The sequence below is a fragment of the Vibrio sp. 10N.247.311.51 genome, from assembly GCF_041467855.1.
Taxonomy (GTDB): domain Bacteria; phylum Pseudomonadota; class Gammaproteobacteria; order Enterobacterales; family Vibrionaceae; genus Vibrio; species Vibrio coralliirubri.
In genome coordinates, this window is sequence record NZ_JBFSVK010000025.1 from 46932 (window position 1) to 71324 (window position 24393).

The 24393-nt window shown below is 44.7% G+C and carries 17 protein-coding genes; 11 read left to right on the top strand and 6 right to left on the bottom strand.

What is annotated here, in order from left to right; translation table 11 throughout:
- The first annotated feature begins 3 nt into the window (after positions 1–3).
- The 10 genes from icmH to AB6E85_RS19485 all read left to right on the top strand — a co-directional run bounded on the left by icmH (position 4) and on the right by AB6E85_RS19485 (position 15342).
- On the top strand, positions 4–1200 hold the full coding sequence (gene icmH, locus AB6E85_RS19440; RefSeq protein ID WP_372143776.1) for a type IVB secretion system protein IcmH/DotU: 1197 nt from the start codon (positions 4–6) through the stop codon (positions 1198–1200).
- Positions 1201–1202: 2 nt separating this feature from the next.
- Positions 1203–4595 carry a type VI secretion system membrane subunit TssM gene (gene tssM, locus AB6E85_RS19445; protein WP_372143778.1) on the top strand — a complete coding sequence of 1131 codons (3393 nt, stop codon included), beginning with the start codon at positions 1203–1205 and terminating at the stop codon, positions 4593–4595.
- A gap of 94 nt (positions 4596–4689) precedes the next feature.
- Positions 4690–5406 (top strand): protein kinase domain-containing protein, encoded by a 717-nt coding sequence (locus tag AB6E85_RS19450; RefSeq protein ID WP_372143780.1) that lies wholly within the window; start codon positions 4690–4692, stop codon positions 5404–5406.
- A gap of 273 nt (positions 5407–5679) precedes the next feature.
- Positions 5680–6723, top strand: a complete 1044-nt coding sequence (locus AB6E85_RS19455) for an HD domain-containing phosphohydrolase (RefSeq protein WP_372143781.1) — start codon at positions 5680–5682, stop codon at positions 6721–6723.
- Between the two features lie 32 nt (positions 6724–6755).
- Positions 6756–10442, top strand: a complete 3687-nt coding sequence (locus AB6E85_RS19460; protein ID WP_372143783.1) for a response regulator — start codon at positions 6756–6758, stop codon at positions 10440–10442.
- Positions 10443–10727: 285 nt separating this feature from the next.
- Positions 10728–11699 carry a tripartite tricarboxylate transporter substrate binding protein gene (locus AB6E85_RS19465; protein WP_048615086.1) on the top strand — a complete coding sequence of 324 codons (972 nt, stop codon included), beginning with the start codon at positions 10728–10730 and terminating at the stop codon, positions 11697–11699.
- A 242-nt stretch (positions 11700–11941) separates the two neighbouring features.
- The gene (locus AB6E85_RS19470; protein ID WP_041472791.1) at positions 11942–12442 is read left to right on the top strand and encodes a tripartite tricarboxylate transporter TctB family protein; all 501 of its coding nucleotides are present in this window, start codon (positions 11942–11944) and stop codon (positions 12440–12442) included.
- Between the two features lie 10 nt (positions 12443–12452).
- The gene (locus AB6E85_RS19475) at positions 12453–13973 is read left to right on the top strand and encodes a tripartite tricarboxylate transporter permease (protein WP_372143785.1); all 1521 of its coding nucleotides are present in this window, start codon (positions 12453–12455) and stop codon (positions 13971–13973) included.
- A gap of 192 nt (positions 13974–14165) precedes the next feature.
- Complete coding sequence (locus tag AB6E85_RS19480) at positions 14166–14924, top strand: sulfite exporter TauE/SafE family protein (RefSeq protein WP_172379605.1); 759 nt, start codon at positions 14166–14168, stop codon at positions 14922–14924.
- A gap of 226 nt (positions 14925–15150) precedes the next feature.
- The gene (locus AB6E85_RS19485) at positions 15151–15342 is read left to right on the top strand and encodes a hypothetical protein (RefSeq protein WP_017059711.1); all 192 of its coding nucleotides are present in this window, start codon (positions 15151–15153) and stop codon (positions 15340–15342) included.
- A 102-nt stretch (positions 15343–15444) separates the two neighbouring features.
- On the opposite strand, the gene AB6E85_RS19490 is transcribed toward AB6E85_RS19485, so the two are convergent.
- Complete coding sequence (locus AB6E85_RS19490) at positions 15445–15858, bottom strand: VF530 family DNA-binding protein (RefSeq protein WP_010438513.1); 414 nt, start codon at positions 15856–15858, stop codon at positions 15445–15447.
- Positions 15859–16287: 429 nt separating this feature from the next.
- Here AB6E85_RS19490 and AB6E85_RS19495 point away from each other — a divergent pair, with 429 nt between their 5' ends.
- Positions 16288–17448, top strand: coding sequence for an HD-GYP domain-containing protein (locus tag AB6E85_RS19495; protein WP_050646515.1), 1161 nt, complete (start codon positions 16288–16290; stop codon positions 17446–17448).
- A gap of 132 nt (positions 17449–17580) precedes the next feature.
- Here the strand turns inward: AB6E85_RS19495 and gnd are convergent, their stop codons facing one another.
- The 5 genes from gnd to AB6E85_RS19520 form a co-directional block, all read right to left on the bottom strand.
- Positions 17581–19029 carry a decarboxylating NADP(+)-dependent phosphogluconate dehydrogenase gene (gene gnd / locus AB6E85_RS19500; protein WP_017059712.1) on the bottom strand — a complete coding sequence of 483 codons (1449 nt, stop codon included), beginning with the start codon at positions 19027–19029 and terminating at the stop codon, positions 17581–17583.
- Between the two features lie 28 nt (positions 19030–19057).
- Positions 19058–19792, bottom strand: a complete 735-nt coding sequence (pgl, locus tag AB6E85_RS19505; RefSeq protein ID WP_248641252.1) for a 6-phosphogluconolactonase — start codon at positions 19790–19792, stop codon at positions 19058–19060.
- The gene (zwf, locus tag AB6E85_RS19510; RefSeq protein ID WP_017059714.1) at positions 19789–21291 is read right to left on the bottom strand and encodes a glucose-6-phosphate dehydrogenase; all 1503 of its coding nucleotides are present in this window, start codon (positions 21289–21291) and stop codon (positions 19789–19791) included. Before zwf ends, pgl begins: the two co-directional genes overlap by 4 nt.
- A 410-nt stretch (positions 21292–21701) precedes the next feature.
- Positions 21702–22397 carry a response regulator gene (locus AB6E85_RS19515; RefSeq protein ID WP_017063807.1) on the bottom strand — a complete coding sequence of 232 codons (696 nt, stop codon included), beginning with the start codon at positions 22395–22397 and terminating at the stop codon, positions 21702–21704.
- Between the two features lie 69 nt (positions 22398–22466).
- Positions 22467–24119 (bottom strand): ATP-binding protein, encoded by a 1653-nt coding sequence (locus tag AB6E85_RS19520; protein ID WP_372143788.1) that lies wholly within the window; start codon positions 24117–24119, stop codon positions 22467–22469.
- Between the last annotated feature and the right edge of the window lie 274 nt (positions 24120–24393).

A 24393-nucleotide genomic window follows, 5' to 3' on the forward strand; every position in this document is an offset into this window, starting at 1 on the left:
GCTATGGATTATTTAGACGAAGAAACACTGGTCATCGATAAAGCATCAAAAGGCTCTGCTAACACAGAGTCTGATCAGGCATTCTCCAAATTGGTTGCGGTGCACTCCACCAGCACTCAAGAAGAGTTTCTGCGTCATTTTGATAAGGCAGAGAATCAACTGATCAACATCAGCAGTGATTTACTGACTAAAACACTCAAGATATCCACACTGTCTGAACCTGAGGATCTTACGGTCTTCCGTGAACAATTTATTCAAGGCATCAACGACATAAAAGCTCAAGCAACCGAGCTTACTTACCCTATCGCGGTTATCGATAAGCTGTGCTTTTTATACGCCGTTGTCATTGATGAATTCATCATCTATACCGAGTGGGGAGAGAAACGCAGCTGGGAAAACAAGACCCTGCTTAGTGAATTGTTTGGCATGCGTAACGGTGGCGAACTGTTCTTCTCTGTTGCAGAAAAAGCCGCAAGACAACCCCACAAGCTGATAGACCTTTTAGAGATCATCTACCTATTTATCAATATCGGATTCAAAGGCCAATATCGTGAAGGCGGCGCTGAACAGTTAAAAGCATTTGTTCATCAGTTAGAACAAACCATCAGCCAATATCGCTCGGCTAGCGGTGTGCATTGTCGTACTAAAGTAAAACTTCCAGAAGTAAGGAAGCCAACTAGGCGTAAACGTTACTTCATCACTAGTCTGTTTTTCTTCTGTTTAATCGCCACCAGCATTGGTTTGACTGAGTTTTGGTACACCAAGACCCACGAGCAAAGAGCGCGTGATTTCACATTCTTGCCAAGCTTTAGCGAACGTTACGTCTTATCGGGCGAAATCAAAGACATAGTATTCATCAGCGATGATAAAGACTTGGTAAACCCACCTCGTCACGCCAGCAAAGCGGACGCAATAGAAACATCACAAACCAACGACTTTACGCCAAGTACAGCAAATTGGTTAGTTCAGCTCGCCACCTTCTCAAGTAAGAAAAACGCCGAAGCTTTCATCAAGAACCTATCACCTTCAGCTTATGAGCCGATTATCTCTCCTTACAAGAAGTACTACCGAGTGATACTAAGAACAAACACCTCAGAAGAAGCGAGAAGCACAAAGGCGTGGTATGTCGAAAACGACCAAATAAACGCCATTATCGTTCGCACTTCTGCACACGAGTTAAACAAGGAAGAGTCTAACTGATTATGCCGGATGCCAAATCAAACAAGTCAGGCAATGTAAAAAAAACAGTAGGCATCTCTGCCCTAGCCTCTGTCGCCTTTTTTACCGTCGCTTCTAGCGTCATTCTGCTAACACCTCTCAACGCTTATTTGGTGTGGGCGCTGGCCACTATTGCCATTATATCCACGCTTATCGGCTTCATTTGTTACTGGGTACTGATCAAACGCAGCGCAAAATCACAAGAAGAGTCATTAGATAAAGAATTGATTCAAAAGCGACAAAAGCAACTAGCCAGTCATTTCAAACGAATGATCAGTGGGCAAAAACGTAAAACTCGCTTAACCAGCCGTTACGACCAGCCAATCTATCTACTGCTAAGTCAGAACCCGAATAAAGACAAAAGCATCATCACTCAAATGGGTTATGAAGCGTATAAGCTCGATGACTTCGGCAATGACATTGAATTCCCAATCCTGTTTTGGGTCAGTGAGCACTCGATTCTTATTTCTATCAGTATGGGAGAAGACCAACACCCTGAGTACCTGAAAACACTGTGTCAGTCGTTAACTGCGTGGCGCCCAAGACAAGCAGCCAATGGCTTATTGCTTACCACCGATGTTTCCTCGTTATTAGAAAACAATGAGCAAATCACACAACAAGCTGACGAGCTTAAATCGACCATTAAGACATTTAATCAAGCATTTGGAGTCAGTTTACCGATTTATAATGTTGTCTCGAATATGGGTAGCATTAGCGACTTTTGTCAGTTCTTCTCAGCGTTTGATGAATCCAAAAGAGACGAAGTGTTTGGTGCCACCGCGCCTTACTCTAAACACGGTGGGATAGATGCAGACTGGTTTAACGATGAGTATGATCACTTAATCAGCGAACTGATTGCGAATATGAGCAATGCGCTTGCCGGGCAACTCAATCAAGATTATCGCAACTCGATAGCCAGTGCCCCATTCCAGTTTGGACTGTTGAAACAGAATCTTTGGTTGTTCCTCAATCGGTTATATCGAGGAGAACAACTTAGTGATGCTCTGCAATTCCGCGGCTTTTACTTCACGCATGATGGACAAAGTTCAGCGCAATCAGATTTACTAGCGAGTGCTGTCTCTTACTCGGTAGGTCACGAGCATTATCAACAAAACGAGCAAATCCCGGTTAACCAAACCTTATTTGCTCAATACCTAATGACTCACGTAATCTTATCGGAACATGAGCTGGTCGGAGTAAACAAACGCAAAGAGAATACTCTGCTCGTTAACCAAGTCGTTTTCACCCTATCCTGGATTGCCTTGCTCGCCGCCGTGTTACTGGTGATTAAGTTTGATTTTGATTTCCAGAATCAACGAGAAACCAGAGCGGATATCATGCTTGAGCGCTATAAAGAGGCAATATCAGCATCGCCTTATGACATCGAGAATATGGCTGACAATATTCCCAACCTATTCTCACTGCAACGTATCTATAACCTCTACAAACAGCCAGAGCCTTGGTACAGTTTGCCGTTTATGCCAAATCCGAGCATCAAGGAAGAGGTCGAAGAGGCCTATTTTACCGAGTTACAACAAGTCCTGATTCCTTCAATGGAGAATACGCTAGAGAAAGACCTGTTTGTGTACGTAAACCTCGAGGATCAATCTCAGACGTTGTCTCTGTTAAATAACTATCGCCTGTTGTTTAGCAAAGACAGAACCAACGTCCAAGAACTCAAGAACTACTACATTCGTACGCTCCAAGACCAAGGCGAAGCAGATAGCGTCAACATTGCTCAGCTTGACGTACTGCTCAATGACATCTTTGCTCGTAACCTGACACCAGTAAAATCGAACCATGATTTAGAAAGCCTCGCGAAGAAAGTCATCACGCAAACGGGCATTGAAACCCTGCTGTACGAACACATTCAGAGTTCTACGGCCTATGCTAAGCGCGTCGATATTCGCGGTGAGCTCGGTGACAATTTCGGCTCAGTGCTTCAGTTTTCACCGAGTTACGCTGGCTACTTGGTTCCGTATATCTTTACCCCGACGGGGTTTAACCAACTCGATTTATCGGTGAATTCCCCAACTCTGAAATCCGCTTTACAGTCTTATGAAGGCGTTGCAGGAGCTTACCCTAGCGCACTGGAGCTGCATCGAATCAGTCGAGAGTTGAAGCAAACTTACCAGAATGATTACATCAACTATTGGCGTGATTTAGTTCGTAATGTCGAAGTCAAAGAAGTGGCTAATCCTACACAACTGAAAAGTGCATTAACAAGCCTGTCGGAAGCAAGCAATAACCCATTAGTCAGCTTGTACTCGACGATCGCTAAATACACCTATGTTGAGCTTGAAATCCCTGTAGAGGATGACAAGAAACAAGACCCTGCGAGTATGCCGATTCAAGACCCTGACAAAAAAGAATCCGCTCGCCAGATATCACTCAGCTTCCAAGCGTACAAAAAACAGGTATCGCCTAACGACCAAGGTAAAAAGCCAATCGACAACCTGCTTACTGCGTTTATCAACGCTAAAAAGTGGGGAGACAAGTTTTACGAAACCAAAGAGCCGCAAAAGGTTGCCTTTGATACGCTGTCCGTCACTTTGCAAGCCGGTAACCCTATTGCGTCCCTATCGAGCCTATCCAACAGTCATTTAGCAGTCGCTGAAGAGCTGGTTAACAAGGTGGTACACCAAAGTAATGAAACGGTGATGTCACTGGCTCACGACTACTTAAACACAGCGTGGTCGAACGAAATTTATCAGCCTTATCAACAGCGTTTGGCCGCTTTTTATCCGTTCAATCGAAAGTCTAAAACGGATGTCAGTGTGGCGGATGTCAAAGCCTTCTTCGTTACAAATGGCATAGTCGACAAGTTCTTTCAAACTCGCCTAAATGGATTCGTTAAAGATAGTGACGAAGCGCCTTATTTGCCGGGACTACTGCCGGGTACAGGCTTATCGATTACACCAGAGGTCTGGACAATGATGGACAAAGCGGGCGATATAAAAAGTGCCCTATTCTTAGCTGACCCATCGAACATCCTGATCAATTTCCAATTAAAAGCAGTCGATATGACGCCAAACATCACGGAGTTTTCGATCATTTCGGATAAGCCGATCTTTACCTATCGTCATGGGCCGACGTTATGGAGCCAGCAATCGTGGCAAGGTGATGCGAAGTTTATCGAAAAGCTAGGTATTCAGCTTAGTGCGCAGGACTCTACAATTGGCCAGAACACAGTAAAAGGCACATGGAGTTGGTTCCGCTTATTCGAACCAAACGTGAACTTTACGTCTGCACAAGACACTCAGGTGGAGTTTGTTTACGGCGAAAGCAAGGTGAAATTAACAATCAAAACTCAAGGCCAATCGAACCCGTTTGTTCCTGGCTTCTTCTCTGGATTCTCTCTGCCAAGTGGAATCTAATAACGCTTTCCCGACGAGCTCGTCTAGCCTATCAAGGCGAGCTCAACCTTCTGAAGATAATGTCTCTTCAAACAGAGAAGACGTGAAAGGAGATGTGGAAGATGAAAAGCTTTTACAAGCGTTTAAAGCTCATGGCTACACTAATCTCACTCGCTTAAGTCCACGAGTTTTCAGAGCCCAACATCCTAGCTGGGGACTGGTGACCATCAAATATGCTCAAGAGCTAAAGCACCGTCACTTTCTAAAACAAGAGGCTGAGTTTCTTCATTCCGATACAAGATCCTGTACAAGTTCCGGCACAAACGATATTTGGCCTACATATTGTGATTACTTTTCGATTCATCAGACTGACTGCCTCGTTCTTTCTCACTTGAGTGGTAACACACTGCTGGAAATTCAAAACAGATCAAATATCAATGCCGATATGCCATCTCAATGGCTGAACACTCTAGAATCAACCATCAACCGATTCCATGCGCTTGGTTTTGTTCATGGAGATATTAAGCCATCCAATATCGTACTCAGCCTGCAAGGACAAGCTCAACTTATCGACTTTGGCTCTGTCACCAAAATAGGAACTGAACGCTCTGTACTTCGCTTTGACAGCTACACTCCTCGATATTCAAGGCATCAATCAGTCACAAACAAGCTGGATGATTGGTTCGCACTTGCCGTCATATTGGAAGAACAGTTAGATGAAACGGATCTGCCCAGTCGGTATCAGGTTCTACTGAAACAGCATAGGCAAGCCCGATATTCGGCATCGCGTGTTTTCCCCTTTAACAAGTCCACAATAGATTTGAAAAGCTAATTGAACGACTGAGTAACTCTGAATGATTCAGTGTTAGCAAACGAGAACCTGAACTATTCAACCTTGATCGCACTACGACACAATCCATTTAGTTATTCTTTGTCAAATAACGGTTAATATATAAAATATCTATCAATAAAAAGGCGTACCATTATTTTGTTAGATTCCAAAACCAACAATTAACCCTCCAGAAATCATGCATTTCCACCATATTCCACTACGCTTTATTAGCATAGAACATAGCAATCTGATTAAATTTTTTAGGGACGAAAAATGAATCAAATTACGACAGATAAACCGATCATTCTGGTTGTTGATGACATTCCGGACAACATTCATACCCTCTCAGGGATCCTGAACGACGACTTTAAAATTAAGGCTGCAACATCCGGAGAAAAAGCGCTAAAAATTGCTTCTACCCACCCAAAGCCTCATCTCATTCTTCTCGATATCATGATGCCTGTGATGGACGGTTATGAAGTATGTCGCCGACTTAAAAGTAACCCTGTCACTTCTGACATCCCCGTTATCTTTGTGACAGCTAAGACGGATGTAGTAGACGAACAGAAAGGCTTTGAACTCGGTGCTGTTGATTACATAACTAAACCAGTCAGCCCTCCTATTGTGAAAGCTCGCGTTGTCACACATATCTCTCTGTATGACCAAAACTTGGCACTGTCTCGTAAGGTAAGACAGAGAACGGAAGCTCTCGCCATGAGTCGATTGGAGATAATCCGCAAACTAGGCCGCGCCGCTGAATACAAGGATAATGAAACCGGAATGCACGTTGTAAGAATGAGTTACTACTCAAAGATTCTGGCTCAGCACTTAGACGTCAGTGAAGAGTGGGTGGAGTTGTTATTCCAAGCAGCTCCGATGCACGATATTGGCAAAATCGGTATTCCTGACTGCATATTAGGTAAACCTGGCAAGCTTGATGCGGATGAATGGGCAATCATGCAAACACACGTAACGATTGGTGGGGATATTATCGGAGACAACGATTCTAAACTGCTAAAACTCGCCCAAGAGATCGCTCTTTATCACCATGAAAAATGGGATGGCAGCGGCTACCCTCATAAGCTATCAGGCGAAGACATCCCTCTAAGTGCACGTATTGTTGCAATAGCAGATGTATTCGATGCCCTCACCAGCGAACGCCCATACAAGAAAGCTTGGCCGATTGAAAAAGCGATTGAGTTAATACAAGAGCAAGCTGGCCATCACTTTGATCCTAACTTGGTTCCTATTTTCATTAGTAAGCTCGATGAAATGCTCACTATCAAAGACTCTTTTACTGATGAACAAGAACACTAAGTTCGCTGGTACTTTATCAATACAGGCACTTTATGAATACTGTTTCAAGATTTGCTACTGATTCGAAATTAATCTTAACCTCCTTTCTGGTCGCAGCCATCGTGGTGTTTTCTGTCGCGGTAGGTGCTTGGATCAATCTCAACGATCGCTTCATCGGCGTTGAACAATACGCTTCCAGTACTCGCTTATTGACCTCACTCGATAAGCTTCGCGTTTATGAGTTGTCTTTTAGTAACGACTACAGCGAACAAGTCACCTCTAGCTTTGATCAAGAAGCAGAACAAACCGTGGGTCTAGCCAATGATTACGCCGACCAGTATGCAACGTCCCTTCCTATCAATTTACTCACGGAATATTTGATTCAATTCAAGCAATATGTCGACATTGTTGAGTTGACCCAATCAACTCGAACGCTTATGGACGAGCGCTCCAATGCCGCAACAGACTTATTGCGAGAGATGAGGGATCTACATAATCAAGCGATCAATCAAAACAATCAGAAAATTCGCGGTCTACGACTAAACAGCGAAGAACTGACCAACGTCGCACTAGAAACCAGTCAACTTGCCACTCTTGCCGTTAACATACAAAATCTTGAAAAAGAGTATTTACTCGACGGCAACCTAAAGACTCACTCGTTAGTCAAACTTGAGATGCAAAAGGCTTCACGGCTCATCTCAGAGTTGCAAGAGCAGATTTTGGATGACAAAGGACAACAACTTTTAGAGGTTGTAGATAAGGCAAAAGATCGCTATTACACCAACTTAGTTCAGCTGCAAGGCATACCGGCGTCTTCGAAAAAGTTAAGAGCATCTCTTATCAATCAAGTCACCCTTAGTGGCTCTGAATTCTCACGCTCAGTTAGCTTGCTCTATCAAACCAAACAGAGCCAAGTCGCGGAACTGAGTCATCTCGTTTCTCAATCTCAAGAAGAACTCTCTTCCCAATTGCTCATAGGGCAAGACCTACTGGCGATTCGCACGCTACTAAGTCGTTCAAATCGATTCAACCGAGATTTTCTGCTCGCAAATTCAAAGGAACAGAAGCTCATCGCCGACAAAGTGTCACATGTGATTAATGAGATGCAATCTAAATCTAGCAACGCGCAACGACTTATTACCCTGTATGCACCAAACGTAAAAATTACTGCCTTTGACGAGCATATCAGCGTTTATGAGTCGCAATTTATGGAGTTAGTCAGTTCACAGATGCGAGGTCACCAACTACTCAACACGATGGATGAGAGCTTCTTAGAATTTCGAGATTTCGTCTCTCAACGTCACCTTTCAGAAAGCGTCAATGTAAAAGACTCTTCTAGCGTGACGTTCCATTTGGCCATCGGTGGCGTGATTTTCTTCGTCATTATTTTGTTGATGGGCTTGCTCGCCAGCAAAGCGCACTCAGCCTTAGAGGCATTCGCGCGCAGTCTAGCTGCAGCAAGAGATGAAGCCGATGCCGCAAACCAAGCAAAATCCGATTTCTTAGCCAACATGAGCCACGAAATTCGTACACCAATGAATGCCATCATCGGCATGAGTTACCTGGCATTAAAAACAGATTTGACCAAGGCACAACGTAACTACATCCATAAAGTGAAGCTCTCTTCCGATACCCTACTCGGTCTAATCAATGACATTCTCGATTTCTCGAAAATTGAAGCTGGAAAACTCGACATTGAGAAAGTGGACTTCCAACTTGAGAATGTACTCGACAATATTACTAACTTGGTTGGCTTACGAGCCTCAGAACGCGACCTAGAGTTGCTCATTCAAGTCGACAGAGACGTGCCGACTAACCTGATTGGGGATCCGTTAAGAATTGGGCAAATATTGATTAACCTAAGTAACAATGCTGTCAAATTCACAGAGAAAGGCGAAGTGAAGATCGCTATCTCGGTTGCAGAAAGACAAGGCGATGACATCAAGTTGAACTTTGCCGTCTCAGACAGTGGGATTGGTATGACGCAAGAGCAAGCCGCCAAGTTATTCAATAAGTTCACTCAGGCTGATAGCTCAACCACACGCAAATACGGTGGTACGGGCTTGGGCCTCGCCATTAGTAAAGAGCTAAGCCAACTGATGGGCGGCGATATTCATGTCTCAACGGAGCTTGGTAAAGGCTCGACCTTTTCATTTACGATTGCCACTCGCGTCAGTCATTCTATCCAGCAGCATCGCGTGGTGGTGCCTGCATCAATTAACGACTTGAAAGTGTTGGTCGTCGATGACAACTCCAGCGCACGCTTGATCATGGGTGACATTCTAGAGTCGTTGAAGCTAACACCAACACTAAGTTCATCAGTCGATGACGCTCTTGTTGAGTTACATAACGCTGACGCTCAGAACAAACCATTTGATTTGGTTATCTCCGACTGGAAGATGCCTAAGAGAGACGGCGTAGACTTACTCGCAGAGCTCAACAAAGGGCATCAGCTAAACACAACGCCTAAGATCATGATGTTGACCGCTTACGACCGAGAAGAGCTTGCTGAAGCGATTAAACAAAGAGGCTTTAACGTACCGAGTATTTTAGACAAACCAATCACCTCCTCTCACCTTTATGACTCTATTGTCTCACTCTATGGGCTCGACTCAGACCGTGTCTCACGCAGTGAACTTGAGCAACAAACTCAGTTAGCTAACGTCCAGCAACTAGCCGGAGCCAAGTTACTCTTAGTTGAAGACAATGAGATCAACCAAGAACTCGCGACTGAGCTATTAGAAGGACAGAAAATTCAGGTTTCGGTAGCCGAAAATGGCAAGCTAGCGATCGAGCTCTACCAACAAGCCATTACAGACGGACAACCGTTCGATGGTATTTTGATGGATTGCCAAATGCCAGTAATGGACGGCTATGAAGCAACAGAGTACATCCGTCAGCAGATCAACGATCAAGACATACCTATCATCGCGATGACAGCTAATGTCATGGAGCGAGACAAAGAAAAGGCGCTCAGTTGTGGCATGAGTGACATTATTGCTAAACCCATCGATGTCGGTTCCATGTTTGCCACTCTTGCGAATTGGGTGTCACCTTCTCGTCCTGTTGCGTTTGTTGATCCAATATCACATCAAGAAGAGTCAACGAGCTCTAGTTCTAACGAATCAGAAGACAACAGGGCCTTTAATACAGCGCTTTCCATAGTTGAGGGTCTAGACATTACGCTTGGCTTAATCAGAGCCAACAATAATCACCAACTGTATAGCAAGCTATTGCATCGATTTGTCGAGGCATACTCTGACAAAGGTAAGCTTGAAAGCGAGCTAACAGGCGGCAGCGCACCACGCTATCTCCACACACTGAAAGGGGTGGCAGGCAATTTGGGGACGAAACAACTGCACACGTTGTGTGAAAACCTAGAAGCACAGCCAGATGATGCCGATTTAAAAAACAGTGTGATCGACACATCGCTTAAACTAAGCAAATCAATAAGCCAAGCCTTGTCTCAAATTGAAGTATCGAAATATTCAGTAGCGACCAAGTCGGAAGAGAGCTCTGAACAGCAGCAACAGTCGACTACTGATCAGCAACTCTACTGCCAATTATTGGAGGCGACGACTAATGATGACACCGATGCGCTCACCATAATTCTTAACATTGAAGATGGCGCTAAGATTGGGTTATCCCCTTCAGAATTCAAACGACTCGAAGTTTCGTTGGAAGAGTTTGATTTTGACAAGGCAACTGAGATCTTAAAAGGATCGACCTTGTCTGATTAACCGTCTGACAAATAAAGGAATTCGTTATAAACATTCCAAATTTTATAGAGAGCCTGACATGGCTCTCTTTTTTCACCTTCGCACAACACGTCACCGTGAACTTTATGAACAATATTAATCCAATGTTCTTTATTCTCAATATCGCCGCATTACAGACATTTCATTAACACACCGTTAACTTTAGCTTCATCTGCTAAGCAATATCCTACTCATCTGTTTAGTAGCTGGAAATAAAACATAAGTTTCTCTCCATTGAAGAGATCCCCTACATAAGGAACGTGAACCATGTTCAAGGCACTGAAACCTACTCTTGCGGCTTCTATCATCGCAGCAACCTTTTCTTTCAACACTTTTGCTGCTGACGTAGAAAAAATCCACTTCCTAATCCCTGGCGGCGCTGGTGGCGGTTGGGATATGACAGCTCGTGGTACGGGTGATGTATTGGTGAAATCAGACATCGTAGAAAATGTCTCTTTCCAAAACCTGTCTGGTGGCGGTGGCGGTAAAGCGATTGCTCACCTAATCGAAACGGCACAACGCCAAGAAGACACGCTAATGGTGAACTCAACGCCTATCGTTGTTCGCTCACTAACAGGTATCTTCCCTCAATCTTTCCGTGACCTAACTCCGGTAGCAGCAACCATTGCCGATTACGGTGCAATCGTGGCGTCTGCGGATTCTAAGTACGACACTTGGGAAGACGTCGTTAAAGAGTTCGAAACCAACCCACGTAAAGTAAAAATTGCCGGCGGTTCAGCTCGTGGCAGCATGGACCACCTTGTGGTTGCGGCAGCGTTCAAAGGCGAAGGTTTTGATGCGAAGAAAGTGCGTTACATTGCCTACGATGCTGGCGGTAAAGCGATGGCGGCACTGCTTTCTGGCGAAACACAGCTGCTTTCAACTGGCCTTGGCGAAGTACTAGAGATGTCTAAATCTGGCCAAGTAAAAGTGCTAGCTGTGACGGCTCCAAAACGTCTTGACGCTGCACCTAACATCCCAACACTGACTGAGTACGGCAACGAGACAGTATTTGCTAACTGGCGTGGTTTCTTCGCGGCACCGGGTACAAGCCAAGCGAAAATCGACGAGTGGAACGAAGCTCTTGGCAAAATGTACAAAACCGATGAGTGGCAAGTGGTACGTGACCGTAACGGTTGGATCGACAACTACAAAGCTGACAAAGATTTTTACGCCTTCCTAGAAGACCAAGAAAAACAGATGGGCGATCTAATGCGTGAGCTTGGTTTCTTGAAGTAACCAACAATCAGAGAGGGTCTTTGTGCCCTCTTACTCTTTCCTGTTTCGCCGTACATGAGTTAACTAAAACTCCTTTGTTTATTCGTAGTGTATTGCTAAAGCTTGCTGATTCGTTGTAGAGGCAAGTGGCTTAACTAAGTCATGTAATTCGCTCACCTTTGGTTAGTGATCCCAGACATTCTTCATTAACTCGCTCATGTACGGCTTTTTTACTTTTTATACCACCCCAAATGGAGTTGGATATGTCGGACTTACCAACCAAATTTCTGAGTAAGGAATCTTTGCTTTCGAAGGATCGCATCGGAGCCATGATCTTTATGCTGGCGTGCTTGTGCTACGGCTACCAAACCACGCTGATTCCTTTGTTTCCCGGTGACGAGTACGAACCCTTCACAGCAAGAACCTTACCTACCCTGTTGACGTTTATCGGCATTGGCCTTTCATTGATCCTGCTGATAACAGGACAACCGGATAAGAAAGTCACATGCGACACAACGCCGCTGAACTGGAAACTGCTGATTGGCTTCTTGGTGTTAATGGCACTGTACGGTGTTGGGCTGACTTATCTTGGCTTTGTTTTAGCAACCAGCTTCTTCTTACTTGCAGGCTTTTACCTGTTAGGTGAGCGTCGTAAAGCGGTTTTATTTGGCGCGTCGTTCCCTTTCGTTATCGCGTTCTTTCTTTTATTAACTCAAGGCTTAGATATCTACCTAGAGCCTGGTTTAATCTTCACTCTTTGGTAGGGATAACATTATGTTAGACGGAATTTTACAAGGACTTTCGACCGCTGTGATGCCAATGAACATCATGATGGTAATTGTGGGCTGTTTCGTTGGCACCTTCATCGGTATGCTTCCGGGGTTAGGTCCAATTTCAGCAATCGCGTTGATGATCCCTATTACATACGGCCTAGACCCTTCTTCTGGCCTAATCTTGATGGCTGGTGTGTATTACGGCGCTGTATTTGGTGGCTCAACGTCATCCATCTTAATCAATGCTCCGGGTTGTTCTTCAACGGTAGTAACCGCGTTTGACGGCTACCCGATGGCTCAAAAAGGCCAAGCAGGTAAAGCACTTGCTCTCGCGGCTTACTCTTCTTTCACTGGCGGTACGCTTTCAGCAATCATGCTTTTGATTGCCGCTCCGGCTCTAGCAAGCGTGTCACTGAGCTTCCAGTCTTCAGACTACTTTGCGTTGATGCTATTAGGTTTATCCGCTGTAGCGGCGTTTGCAGGCCCAGGTCAGGTAATCAAAGCGTGGATGATGACTATTCTTGGTTTGATGCTATCAACAGTAGGTATCGACAAAGGCGTTGGTGTTGAACGTTTCACTTTTGGTTTAACGGATCTGATGGATGGCTTCAGCTTCCTGTTATTGGCGATGGCAACATTCGCACTGGGTGAAACCTTGATGGGTATTCTTAAGCCAGAGCAAGATACCAGCGCAGAAGAAAACCAAAAGATGTCTGATATTGGTAGCATGAAAGTGACCAAAGAAGAGTTCAAAGAAGTGGCGCCAGTTTCGATCCGCTCTTCTATTCTCGGGTTCTTTACCGGTGTTCTACCGGGCGCAGGTGCCACTATTGCAGCATTCCTAAGTTACGGTATGGAGCGTAGCCTAGCGCCAAAAGACAAGCAGAAAGAGTTCGGTAAAGGCAGTATCCGTGGTCTTGTTGCTCCTGAATCAGCAAACAACGCAGCTTCAAGCGGCTCATTCGTTCCTCTACTAACGCTGGGTATTCCAGGCTCTGGTACAACCGCGATTATGCTTGGTGCATTAATTGCCTACGGTATTCAGCCAGGCCCTCGCTTGTTCGTTGAACACCCAGATGTATTTTGGTCAGTCATCATCTCTATGTACTTTGGCAACATCGTACTGGTTATCTTGAACCTGCCTTTAATCCCTTATATTTCCAAACTGCTAGCGGTACCTAGAACGGTTCTACTGCCAATGATTATCTTCTTTTCAATCACTGGCGTGTACTTGGTGTCATTCAACACGATGGACGTATTTGTGATGCTACTTGTTGCGATGGCAGCGATAGCATTAAGGCTAGCCAACTTCCCATTGGCACCATTACTGTTAGGCTTCATATTGGGCGGCTTGATGGAAGAGAACTTAAGACGTGCATTGATGATCAGCGATGGTGAGCTGAACTTCTTATGGGAACGCCCTATTACGATGACCTTCACTATTCTGGCGGTACTGGTGCTGTCTAGCCCGATTCTAGTGAAACTATTTAAGAGTTTTAGAGCGAAGCCAGTAGAAGTGTAAAGCTTTACCGAATCAACTAAACCTCAACGAAAGGAGCCATTGGCTCCTTTTTTCATTTAGGGCCTCAATTCAAACCAGCGGTTAAAGATGGTAGCAAACTCACAAACCTATCTTTACAACACACATCGCGCTGATATTCATAACAAATTCAAGTAAGGTAACCAGTTAGTTAACGTATTGGATTCTAAAACTATGGATTGGTTGATTCTGTTCTTATCAGGGGTGATTGGCGGTGTGCTTAACTCTATTGCGGGTGGCGGCAGCTTCATTACCTTCCCTGCTCTATTGTTTGCTGGTGTTCCACCAATAGCAGCCAACGCGACCAATACCTTTGCTTCGTGTGCTGGATACATTAGCGGAGCCTACGCTCTGCGCCACGAAATTCAATCTGGTACTAAGCAGCTAAAACTGACTATAGCTTTATGTGTGATTGGCGGTGGTATCGGGGCATTTTTACTGCTGCACACACCAGAAGCTCTGTTCACTCAATCCGTTCCTTGGCTTTTGCTGTTTGCAGCTTTGCTATTCACGTTTGGCGGTACGCTCAATAAATGGCTTAAACAAGCTACAGCAAAACATAAGCACGCCACCAGCGCAGGCGCATTCTTTTCCGCTTTATTGCTTTTGATTGTCTGTATCTACGGTGGGTATTTTAATGCCGGTTTGGGCATCGTGACATTGAGCTATTTGGCGCTGGCTGGTTACACCAACATCAACGTGATGAATGGCATCAAACTGCTCGTGTCCGCGTGTGCTTCCCTCGCAGCGATCGTGTTTTTCATCGTCAATGGTTCGATTGATTGGCCGTCTGGCATGGCTGTATTATTGGGTACATTGGTTGGTGGTTATTATTCAGCAAAAATCTCTCGCCGCATCCCTCAACCATATATTCGTACCACAGTGATCATCGCGAGCTTTTTGATCACCGCTTACTTTTTCTATGCTAATTAGACGTTCGGTTTAATAAGACTTGCAACTGGAAAGATAAAGCAAAAAGACTCCACCCTTCTCATATCGATTTCGCTATTTTATTGCTTATAAAATAGCCAAGCCAAAATGTGTGAGACGAGCCCTTCAATTAGCAAATTTGATAACAATTTAGACTGTTTTTTAGCCTTTACTTTGCCAAAGGTGGGATAATCCTTCTGTCGAAAGTGAGACTTCATTAGGAGGCGTTATGAACACTAAACTAGGTCATGTCATGTCATCAAGTCGACTCATTTGCTTTGTCGCTTTTCTTGCTGCCACATTCGCGTGGATCCTAAAAATGCCCGCTCTGTTTTCTGTGTCAGCGCTATTCTTACTGGTCAGTGCGATCGTTTATGTCACCGATCTTTGGAAGAATCAAAGAAAGAACCGCGAAGCTTAGCCATTTACGGTTTAAATCGAACGAACTAAAAAAGGAGCTCATAGGCTCCTTTTGTGTTTTTCGCTTATCTAATTAGGTGTACTAATCGCCGACGCCTTCTTATTAACGACGGAAGTTACGACCGTTACCGCCGCGGCGCTCTTTAAATGCAGACGCAGCTTTAGCTTGAGAAGCGTGGATAGATTCAACCGTTAGTTCCATTGGCTCACGAGGCTCTAGCCCATGGCGGAATGTACGTGAACGCGGAGGCATCTGGTATTCAATGTCCGATGCTTTAGGCATGCGCTTGAAACGGTAAAGGTAGAAGTTTTCAACCTTTTCACGAGCCCATTCGGTTTTCTTCAGGTATTTAACTGCGCTTGCCACTGTAGGCTTAGTGTTAAAGCAGTTCATACGCATTGCCGCATCTAAAATTTCCCAACCATAGTGATCCACTAATTCAGTGATCATGGTTTCAAGCTTTAAGCCGTGTAGCGGGTTATTTTGTTGCAGTTCGATTCTTTCTTCTTCAGTCATAACATTACCTTTTTCAAGGCAACTAAAGGCCTTGAATTTACTCTAGAACACAGTCATCACTGACCATTTCTAGCTCAATCACTTGGGCATTACATCCATTGCCCTTATTTATGCCTTTATGATGGCATAAAGCATACTCGTTATCCTATTTATCTTTGAAATTAATTTCGAATTGGTCACTTAATACCCTACCTTAGCTCGCTATACAGTCTAAGCACATTCTGCAAACAAACCTTCACCCCAAAAGTTATGAAACTGGTTCAACTTAACAAAACCTACGGTAACCGTATGCAAAAACCATATATTTAGTGATGACATTAAAGTTTTTCAGTACGCAGTATTACATTTTAATAACACAGTGCTATGGTTTTATTGAATATCGAAACGGTAAAAAACCCGATTAAACAATGACATAATTATAATTAAAGGTTGGCTTGCCACATGTTTGACTACTCCCATTTCAGTAGAGCAGCGGCCCAAGACAAAGACATCGTCGCCATAGTCGATGATCTCTTCCAGCTAGCTCGTGAACACTACCCCATATTATCTCGGCTATCCGTGGTGCTATGCAGTGAAAATAAAGCATCGAATTATTTTGTATCAGATTCACTGTGCCAAAACGCCAAGCATCACTACATCGAACAGGAGATCAAACCCAACTCTGCGTTGAGTCGTCTGGCTGAATCATTGGAAACAAGAATTGTTGATGACCTCTCTTTGATGAATCCGACTAAGCAAATCTCTCATCTACTCGAGCTTGGTCACCAAAGTAGCTACACCACTCCAATCCACTACCAAGAGAGTAACCTTGGGTTCGTTTTCATCAACGCATCATGCACTGACTTTTTTGCTAAGCAGACAATACAAAGTGACATCGCGTACCTCACTCAAGCGATTTCGAACCTGTTTGTGCAACTCTTCGAACGTCAGAGACATTTTCAGTCCTCATTAGCGATCGCTCTAAACATGGGGCACGCACGTGATCCTGAGACCAAAGAGCATCTGATTCGCATGGGAAAATACAGCGAGCAGCTGGCACGTACGCTTTCGCATAGTAACAATGAGATTACCCACCAATTCGTTCACCGCATTCGCTTGTATGCCCCGTTTCACGACATAGGTAAGTACCGAATTCCAGACAAAGTGCTCTTCAGTACTGAGCGTTTTTCGGAAGAAGAAAGAAACATCATGAACAATCACACGATATATGGCGAAGAGATGATTGATGACGTGGTTGCCCTTTCCCACCACAGCTCAATGTGCGGCGAAGAAGTTCAGTTCATCAAGAATATTGTACGTCACCATCATGAACGGTTTGATGGCTCTGGGTTGCCAGATGCGCTCATTGGAGAAGCGATTCCACTGGAGGCAAGAATTGTAACGCTGGCGGATGTGTTCGATGCTTTACTGAGTAAACGAGCTTACAAACACGCATGGTCAGCGTCCAAGGTAATGGACTACATTGAAGCGCATACTGGGCTGATGTTTGATCCAGAGTGTGTGTCTGCGCTGAAGCAAAACCTTGATTACTTCATGTCGATACGAGAGCAATACAGTGATGTGCAAAGTCCACAAGCTGCGCTCGCTTAACGGGTTGTATTAAATTTACTGTACGTGACTCTCTTGCAGAACCTACAAAAAAGGATGCCAATCGGCATCCTTTTGTTTTCTAGTTTACAGCGGATAAGAACAACAAGGTTCTTAACCGATTCTAACTAACGATTATACGTCGTAAGTTGTAGAAGCAGTGTCGCCGCCTGTACCAGTCCAGTTTGTGTGGAAGAATTCACCACGTGGACGGTCAGTACGCTCGTAAGTGTGAGCTCCGAAGTAGTCACGTTGAGCTTGAAGCAGGTTCGCTGGTAGACGTGCAGTTGTGTAACCGTCTAGGAAAGATAGCGCAGAAATCGTACATGGCATTGGGATACCAGACTCTAGAGATTTCGCTGCTACTTTACGCCATGCCACTAGGCTGCCTTGTAGGATGTTTTTGAAGTACTCGTCAGAACCTAGGAACGCGATGTCTGGGTTTGCTTCGTACGCATCACGGATGTTGCCTAGGAATGCAGAACGGATGATACAACCACCACGCCACATTAGCGCTACGTTACCGTAGTTTAGGTCCCAGCCGTTTTCGTTCGACGCTTCACGCATTAGCATGAAACCTTGAGCGTAAGAAATGATCTTAGAAGCCAGTAGAGCTTGACGTAATGCATCAACCCACTCTTGCTTGTCGCCTTCAACTGGAGTGATTGTCTTCTCAAACAAAGCTTCAGCTTCAACACGTTGGTCTTTAAGAGCAGACAGGCAACGAGAGAATACAGACTCAGAGATTAGAGTTAGCGGGATACCTAGGTCTAGTGCGTTGATACCCGTCCACTTACCCGTACCTTTTTGGCCTGCAGTGTCTAGGATCTTCTCAACTAGCGCTTCACCGTCTTCATCTTTGTAGCCAAGGATGTCAGCAGTGATTTCAACTAGGTAGCTGTCTAGCTCAGTCTTGTTCCAGTCAGCGAATACTGCTTGCATCTCGTCAGCAGACATACCTAGACCATCTTTCATGAACTGGTATGCTTCAGTGATAAGCTGCATGTCACCGTATTCGATGCCGTTATGTACCATCTTAACGAAGTGACCAGCACCGTCGTTACCAACCCAGTCACAACAAGGCTCACCAGCGTCAGTTTTTGCAGAGATACCTTGGAAGATTGGCTTAACCGCTTCCCAAGCTTCAGCCGCGCCGCCTGGCATGATTGAAGGACCGAAACGAGCACCTTCTTCACCACCAGATACACCAGTACCGATGAAGTGGATGCCTTTCTCACGACAATGCGCTACACGACGGTTAGTGTCTGGGTAGTTAGTGTTACCACCATCAATGATGATGTCGCCTTCGTCTAGAAGTGGGATTAGGTTTTCGATGAACGTGTCTACAACGTCACCAGCACGAACCATAAGCATCACTTTACGTGGCGCTTCTAGCTTCTCAACTAGCTCTTCTAGAGAGTAAGCACCAACAATGTTAGTACCTTTAGCTGGGCCTTCTAGGAACTCGTCTACTTTAGCAGCAGTACGGTTATGAGCCACAACTTTGAAGCCGTGGTCGTTCATGTTTAGGATAAGGTTCTGACCCATTACTGCTAGGCCAATTACACCGATATCACCTTTCATTATTTTATCTCCTTGCGGCTATTCGCACTTATGCGATAGCACTTGCTGCATTTGAATCTAGGAACCACTCTGTTTCGCCAGTTTTAGACTGGATTTTCGCTGCCGGGTAAGGCAACTCTGAAGCAGGAGTTGTATGAATTTCTTTAACGATCTCAACTTTACCTGCACCCAGTACTAGGTAGCTGATTCGTTTTGCTGCTTCTAAAACTTTCGCTGTTTTAGAAACACGGATTTGACCAGACTCAGGGTGAGAAGCTAATACAGATAGGTTCTCATCTTGGTAGTTGGTTGCACCCGGGAATAGTGAAGCTGTGTGGCCGTCTGCGCCAACACCAAGCAGAATCCAATCGAATACAGGCGTGCCGTTTTCTGTTGGGATTACGTCTGCCATCTCTTTTGCGAAACGCTCTGCTTCTGCTTTTGGTTCATCTTCACCACGGATGCGGTGGATGTTTTCAGCAGGAAGGTTTACTTGAGTAAACTCTTTTAGTTTTGAAAATAAGAGCGCGTTAGCTTCACCGAAGTTGCTTTCAGCGTCGTCTGGTGCAACGCAACGTTCGTCGCCCCACCAGAAGTGAAGGTTATTCCATTGAATACCTTCGGCGTAAGGCGCCTGTGCTAAAAGCTTGAAAAGCATTTTTGGCGTGCTGCCACCAGACAGTGAAATGTGAACAGGTGTGCCCTGCTCGCTGTATGCTTTCATTTCATTTGCTAGGTTTTCAACAACCAGTTCAGGCGTTGCAAAGATCTTGTGATTGATCATAGTTCGCAGTAATCCGTGTCTGTTAAGTTTTTGCATGGGAAACGCCATGCGCGGCCATCACGTTGCAGAAGTTCATCCGCTTCCTGTGGGCCCCAAGTACCACAAGCATAGCCAAAGAGTGCTTGAGGATCTTGCTTGAAGTCTAAGATTGGTTGAACGTACTTCCAACACGCTTCTACTGCATCGGTACGTGCAAACAGAGTTGCATCACCGTTCAGTGCATCAAGAAGAAGACGCTCATAAGCCGTCAGCATCTGAGTTTCTGGCAAGTCAGAGTAAGAGAAGTTCATTTTCACTTCTTTTGCTTTGAAGCCTGCGCCTGGCTCTTTCAAACCAAAGCTCATCTGAATACCTTCATCCGGTTGGATACGGATAATCAGTTTGTTCTCTGGTGCATCTTGACCAAATACTGGGTGTGGCGTGTTCTTAAAATGAATCACGATTTCAGTCACACGTGTTGGTAAGCGTTTACCTGTACGTACGTAGAAAGGAACACCATTCCAACGCCAGTTATTGATGTGAGCTTTCAAGCCGATGTAAGTCTCGGTACGAGAATCATCCGCTACACCATGCTCTTCGCGGTAACCTAGTAGGTGCTGACCACGAACATCTGATGCCGTGTACTGACCTAATACTAAGTCTTTACGCAGATCATCTTCTTCTAATGGTTTCAGACACTGAAGCACTTTAACCACTTCATCACGAATAGAATCAGCGTTAATTTGTGCAGGCGGCTCCATACCCACCATTGCTAGCACTTGTAGTAGGTGGTTTTGGAACATGTCGCGAACTGCGCCAGAACCGTCGTAGTATCCACCACGCTCTTCAACGCCAAGGAACTCAGCACCTGTGATTTCAACGTATTCAATGAAGTTACGGTTCCACAGTGGTTCAAACATCGCGTTTGAGAAACGAAGCACTAGAAGGTTTTGAACCGTCTCTTTACCAAGGTAATGGTCGATACGGTAGATCTGGTGTTCTTGGAAGTGATGATGGATCTCTTCATCCAACGCTTGAGCTGATGCTAAGTCGTAACCAAATGGTTTTTCGATGATCAGACGACGCCAGCCGTTCGATTCATCGTTAAGGCCATGCGCAGCAAGGTTTGCTGGAATCACACCGTATAGGCTTGGCGGGGTTGCCAAGTAGAACAGTGTGTTATGGTTTTCGAATTGGTAGTCTTGCTCAAGCTTGTCTAGACGTTGTGCTAAACGAGCATAGTCGTCTACATCTGAAGTATTGATCGCTTGGTAATGCAGATGTTCAATAAATGCATTCAGCGTCTCAGGTTCAGTTTTTTCCATTTCCTGAAGAGACTTCTTCAGCTTCTCACGGTAAGACTCATCGCTGTACTCAGTACGGCTCACTCCAAGAATCGCAAAGGATTCTGGTAGTTGATTGCTAGCATACAGGTGGTATAGAGCAGGAATTAACTTGCGGTAAGTTAGATCTCCCGACGCACCAAAAATAACGATGCTGCTGTTTTCAGGTATTACCATCATCTTTCCTATAAAAACAAGGTTTTTAGTATTCGCCAAAGGTATCAGCGACATACGAAAATAGATAATAGGTCTTAACTATTACATCAATAGTAAGCACCTATTAAATTTGAGAATGCGTTTGGTAAACGAGGGTGAAAGCTATCACCTCTATTCGGGACAGTATTGTCTATGACTATTTGATTTACATCAACCACTGTGAAAGCAATCGATTAAATATTGACTCATTTCGAACAAATTCTAATCGATAGCTCCGTTCATTTGACCCGAGGGAGATGCAAATCGGCATTCTCAAACAGTGTAGTCAAGAAAGAACGGTATCTGGTCGGTGGAGTGAGCAATAGGAAAGGGAGAAAAAGGTAAAACCAGCTTATTCAACTGGCTTTATATTTATTTTGATGGTGTCGTGTTTATCTTTGCGCTTTGTTGTAGCAGCGCTCCGGACGCCCCACGGTACCGTAATTTAAGTCCGCGACTAACTCACCAGTGGTAATCAAAAATTCTAAATAGCGTCTGGCGGTGGTTCGGCTAGCACCAATTCGTTCTCCGGCTTCATCGGCGGTAATATTCACGGCATCAGCTTGCTGAAAAATGGCTCTGATTTTGTCCAACGTTACGCCATCAATGCCTTTCGGTAAGGTTGATACTTTTCCAGAGTCCGCTTTGGCATTGGCTTGCAGCATCTTATCAACCAAACCTTGATTCAAATCCGACACACTTTCAAACTCTTGCTGTTGAGACTGATACTTTTTCAGTGCCGCTTCCAAGCGAGGGAACATCACTGGTTTCAATAGATAATCGACCACTCCACCACGCATTGCTTGCTGCAGTGTATCCACATCTCGAGCAGCAGTAATCAAGATAACATCGCAGCCTTGATTGCTCCCTCTTACGTGATTAAGAATATCGAGCCCACACCCGTCCGGCAGATACACATCCAATAACACCAAATCCGGTTTTAAGATGTCCAGTTGCATGAGCGCTTCAGACTGTGTGGTGGCAATGCCGACCACATCAAAGCCACCCATCTGTTCTAAATAACGATGGTGTAGCTCTGCAATCGCAATATCATCTTCAATGACCATGACTCTCGTGATTGCGTTCATTTATGTTCTTCCTTTAACCATGCTTTTTCCGTCACGATGATCTTCGCAAGATCGCGTCGTGCTTAATTATTATTGTTCTTCTTTTGGCAGATAAACCGTCATTCGCGTGCCAAAATCGTGGTTGTCGACCATTTCAAGCTGCCCTTGATATCGGTCTGCCAACTGCTTTATCAGATACAAACCCACACCACGATTTTGCTTCGCTTTGCTCGATACGCCTTTTTCGGTAAGTGCTTTGGTTGCCAACTCTTTCGGCAAACCACACCCTTTGTCTTCTACTTCTACGATAATTTCATTACCAAAATCACTGATTGAAACTTCAATAACCCGACGCGCTGGCCCAATTTGACCCTCTTGCTTAATCGCCGTCATGGTGGCATCAAAGGCGTTATCAATCAGGTTTCCAAGAATTGTGACAACGTCATCCGCGTTTAACCAGCTAGGCAGTGCTTCAAGCCTTGAGCCTTCTTCAACTTTAAGCTCTAAACCAATTTCTCGCGCGCGCTCCGTCTTCCCAAGGAGCATACCTGCAATGAGCGGGTCTTTAACGGTTTCACGCAAGAACTCGATCAAGCTTTGATAGTGCGCGGTTTCTTGGCCAATCAACTGCTGTACTGAATCCAACTCGCCCATCTGAATCAAGCCACTAATGGTGTTAAGCTTGTTTTGATGCTCGTGGGTTTGTGAACGCAGTAGATCAGCATATTCTTTGGTTTGTGAGAGCTGGTCTGTTAAATCGTTGATTTCATCGCGTAATCGGAAACTCGATACCGCCCCGACCACCTCACCTGCCACTATAATTGGGCTTCGGTTAGCAATGATTCGCTTATTGTTCAAATACAACTCAACATCGTGGTCGGTGTCACCGGTTGATAACAGTTGCTCTAAATCACTGCCTGGCAATACATCAGAAAGGCGCTGTTGATTGAGTGCTTTATCCCTGTCTATCGATAAAATATCGCAGGCACTTTTATTAATTGAACGCAAAATGCCGTGCTTATCGATGCTCAGAATGCCCTCTTTCACGGTACTCATGGTTACATCTAGCTCAACATACAGTCGGCCTATCTCTTCAGGCTCAAAGCCTAAAATAGCGCGTTGAAAACGGCGAGATACATAACTCGAAATCAAAGCGTTGACCGCAACCACCAGCAACGCCATCACAATCAAAAAGGCTAAATAAGGTTCGATTCGATCTTGTAAAGAATCCAGTAAGTAACCAACTGACACCACCCCAATAACGGTACCTTGAGTGTCTTTTACCGCGGATTTACCACGAACTGAGAAACCCAGCGACCCTTTGGCTGTCGACACATAAGACTCTCCCAAGACCAATGCTTTTTGGTTATCGCCACCACGCATGGGTTTACCGAGCCTGTCATCGTAAGGGTGAATCAGGCGGATACCTTTATCATCTCCAACAACGATAAACGCCGCGCCAATGAGCTGAGTAAGGTTACGAAATTTAACTTGGGTTTCTTCAGACAAAACGTAGGGAACGCCATTAGGGTCCAACGTTCCATTTTCTTGAATAATGCTGGTGACAAGTGGCGATTCAGATAGAAATTCAGCAACACCTAACGCTTTCAAACCCATCTCTTGTTCTTGAGATTGTTTGATGTAGTAAAAACCAGCCGCTGCAAGAATCAAAAGTTCAACGAGGCCAGTGACCGTCATGATAATCAGTAACCTTTTACGGAAACTGATACTGCTCCATTTCATATTCCACCGTCCCTAGTGTTAGACGATCAATGTTAACACCAAGTTAATCGCATGACCTTTCTAGGGACGTGAATTTGTGACTGCTACTCAACTAAATAATTGAGCAGATTGTTAATTGATAATCCTTTACGTTGTTCATCTCGATTAATCGTTCACTTTTAGAACGAATTAGCTTAAAAACCAAAATAAACGAATAAATATTGAGCTAGATCACTAAGCTTTTAGGTGTTTTTTAGGTTGTTTAAAATAAATACAATTATAATGGTTGCATATG

Bases quoted from the DNA above. Each gene is read 5' to 3' on its own strand.
- AB6E85_RS19480 (WP_172379605.1), top strand. From the start codon at position 14,166: ATGGATTGGTTGATTCTGTTCTTATCAGGGGTGATTGGCGGTGTGCTT.
- AB6E85_RS19520 (WP_372143788.1), bottom strand. From the start codon at position 24,119: ATGAAATGGAGCAGTATCAGTTTCCGTAAAAGGTTACTGATTATCATG.
- AB6E85_RS19455 (WP_372143781.1), top strand. From the start codon at position 5,680: ATGAATCAAATTACGACAGATAAACCGATCATTCTGGTTGTTGATGAC.
- AB6E85_RS19515 (WP_017063807.1), bottom strand. From the start codon at position 22,397: ATGAACGCAATCACGAGAGTCATGGTCATTGAAGATGATATTGCGATT.
- AB6E85_RS19460 (WP_372143783.1), top strand. From the start codon at position 6,756: ATGAATACTGTTTCAAGATTTGCTACTGATTCGAAATTAATCTTAACC.
- AB6E85_RS19475 (WP_372143785.1), top strand. From the start codon at position 12,453: ATGTTAGACGGAATTTTACAAGGACTTTCGACCGCTGTGATGCCAATG.
- AB6E85_RS19465 (WP_048615086.1), top strand. From the start codon at position 10,728: ATGTTCAAGGCACTGAAACCTACTCTTGCGGCTTCTATCATCGCAGCA.
- tssM (WP_372143778.1), top strand. From the start codon at position 1,203: ATGCCGGATGCCAAATCAAACAAGTCAGGCAATGTAAAAAAAACAGTA.
- AB6E85_RS19485 (WP_017059711.1), top strand. From the start codon at position 15,151: ATGAACACTAAACTAGGTCATGTCATGTCATCAAGTCGACTCATTTGC.
- pgl (WP_248641252.1), bottom strand. From the start codon at position 19,792: ATGATCAATCACAAGATCTTTGCAACGCCTGAACTGGTTGTTGAAAAC.
- AB6E85_RS19490 (WP_010438513.1), bottom strand. From the start codon at position 15,858: ATGACTGAAGAAGAAAGAATCGAACTGCAACAAAATAACCCGCTACAC.
- gnd (WP_017059712.1), bottom strand. From the start codon at position 19,029: ATGAAAGGTGATATCGGTGTAATTGGCCTAGCAGTAATGGGTCAGAAC.
- icmH (WP_372143776.1), top strand. From the start codon at position 4: ATGGATTATTTAGACGAAGAAACACTGGTCATCGATAAAGCATCAAAA.
- AB6E85_RS19470 (WP_041472791.1), top strand. From the start codon at position 11,942: ATGTCGGACTTACCAACCAAATTTCTGAGTAAGGAATCTTTGCTTTCG.
- zwf (WP_017059714.1), bottom strand. From the start codon at position 21,291: ATGGTAATACCTGAAAACAGCAGCATCGTTATTTTTGGTGCGTCGGGA.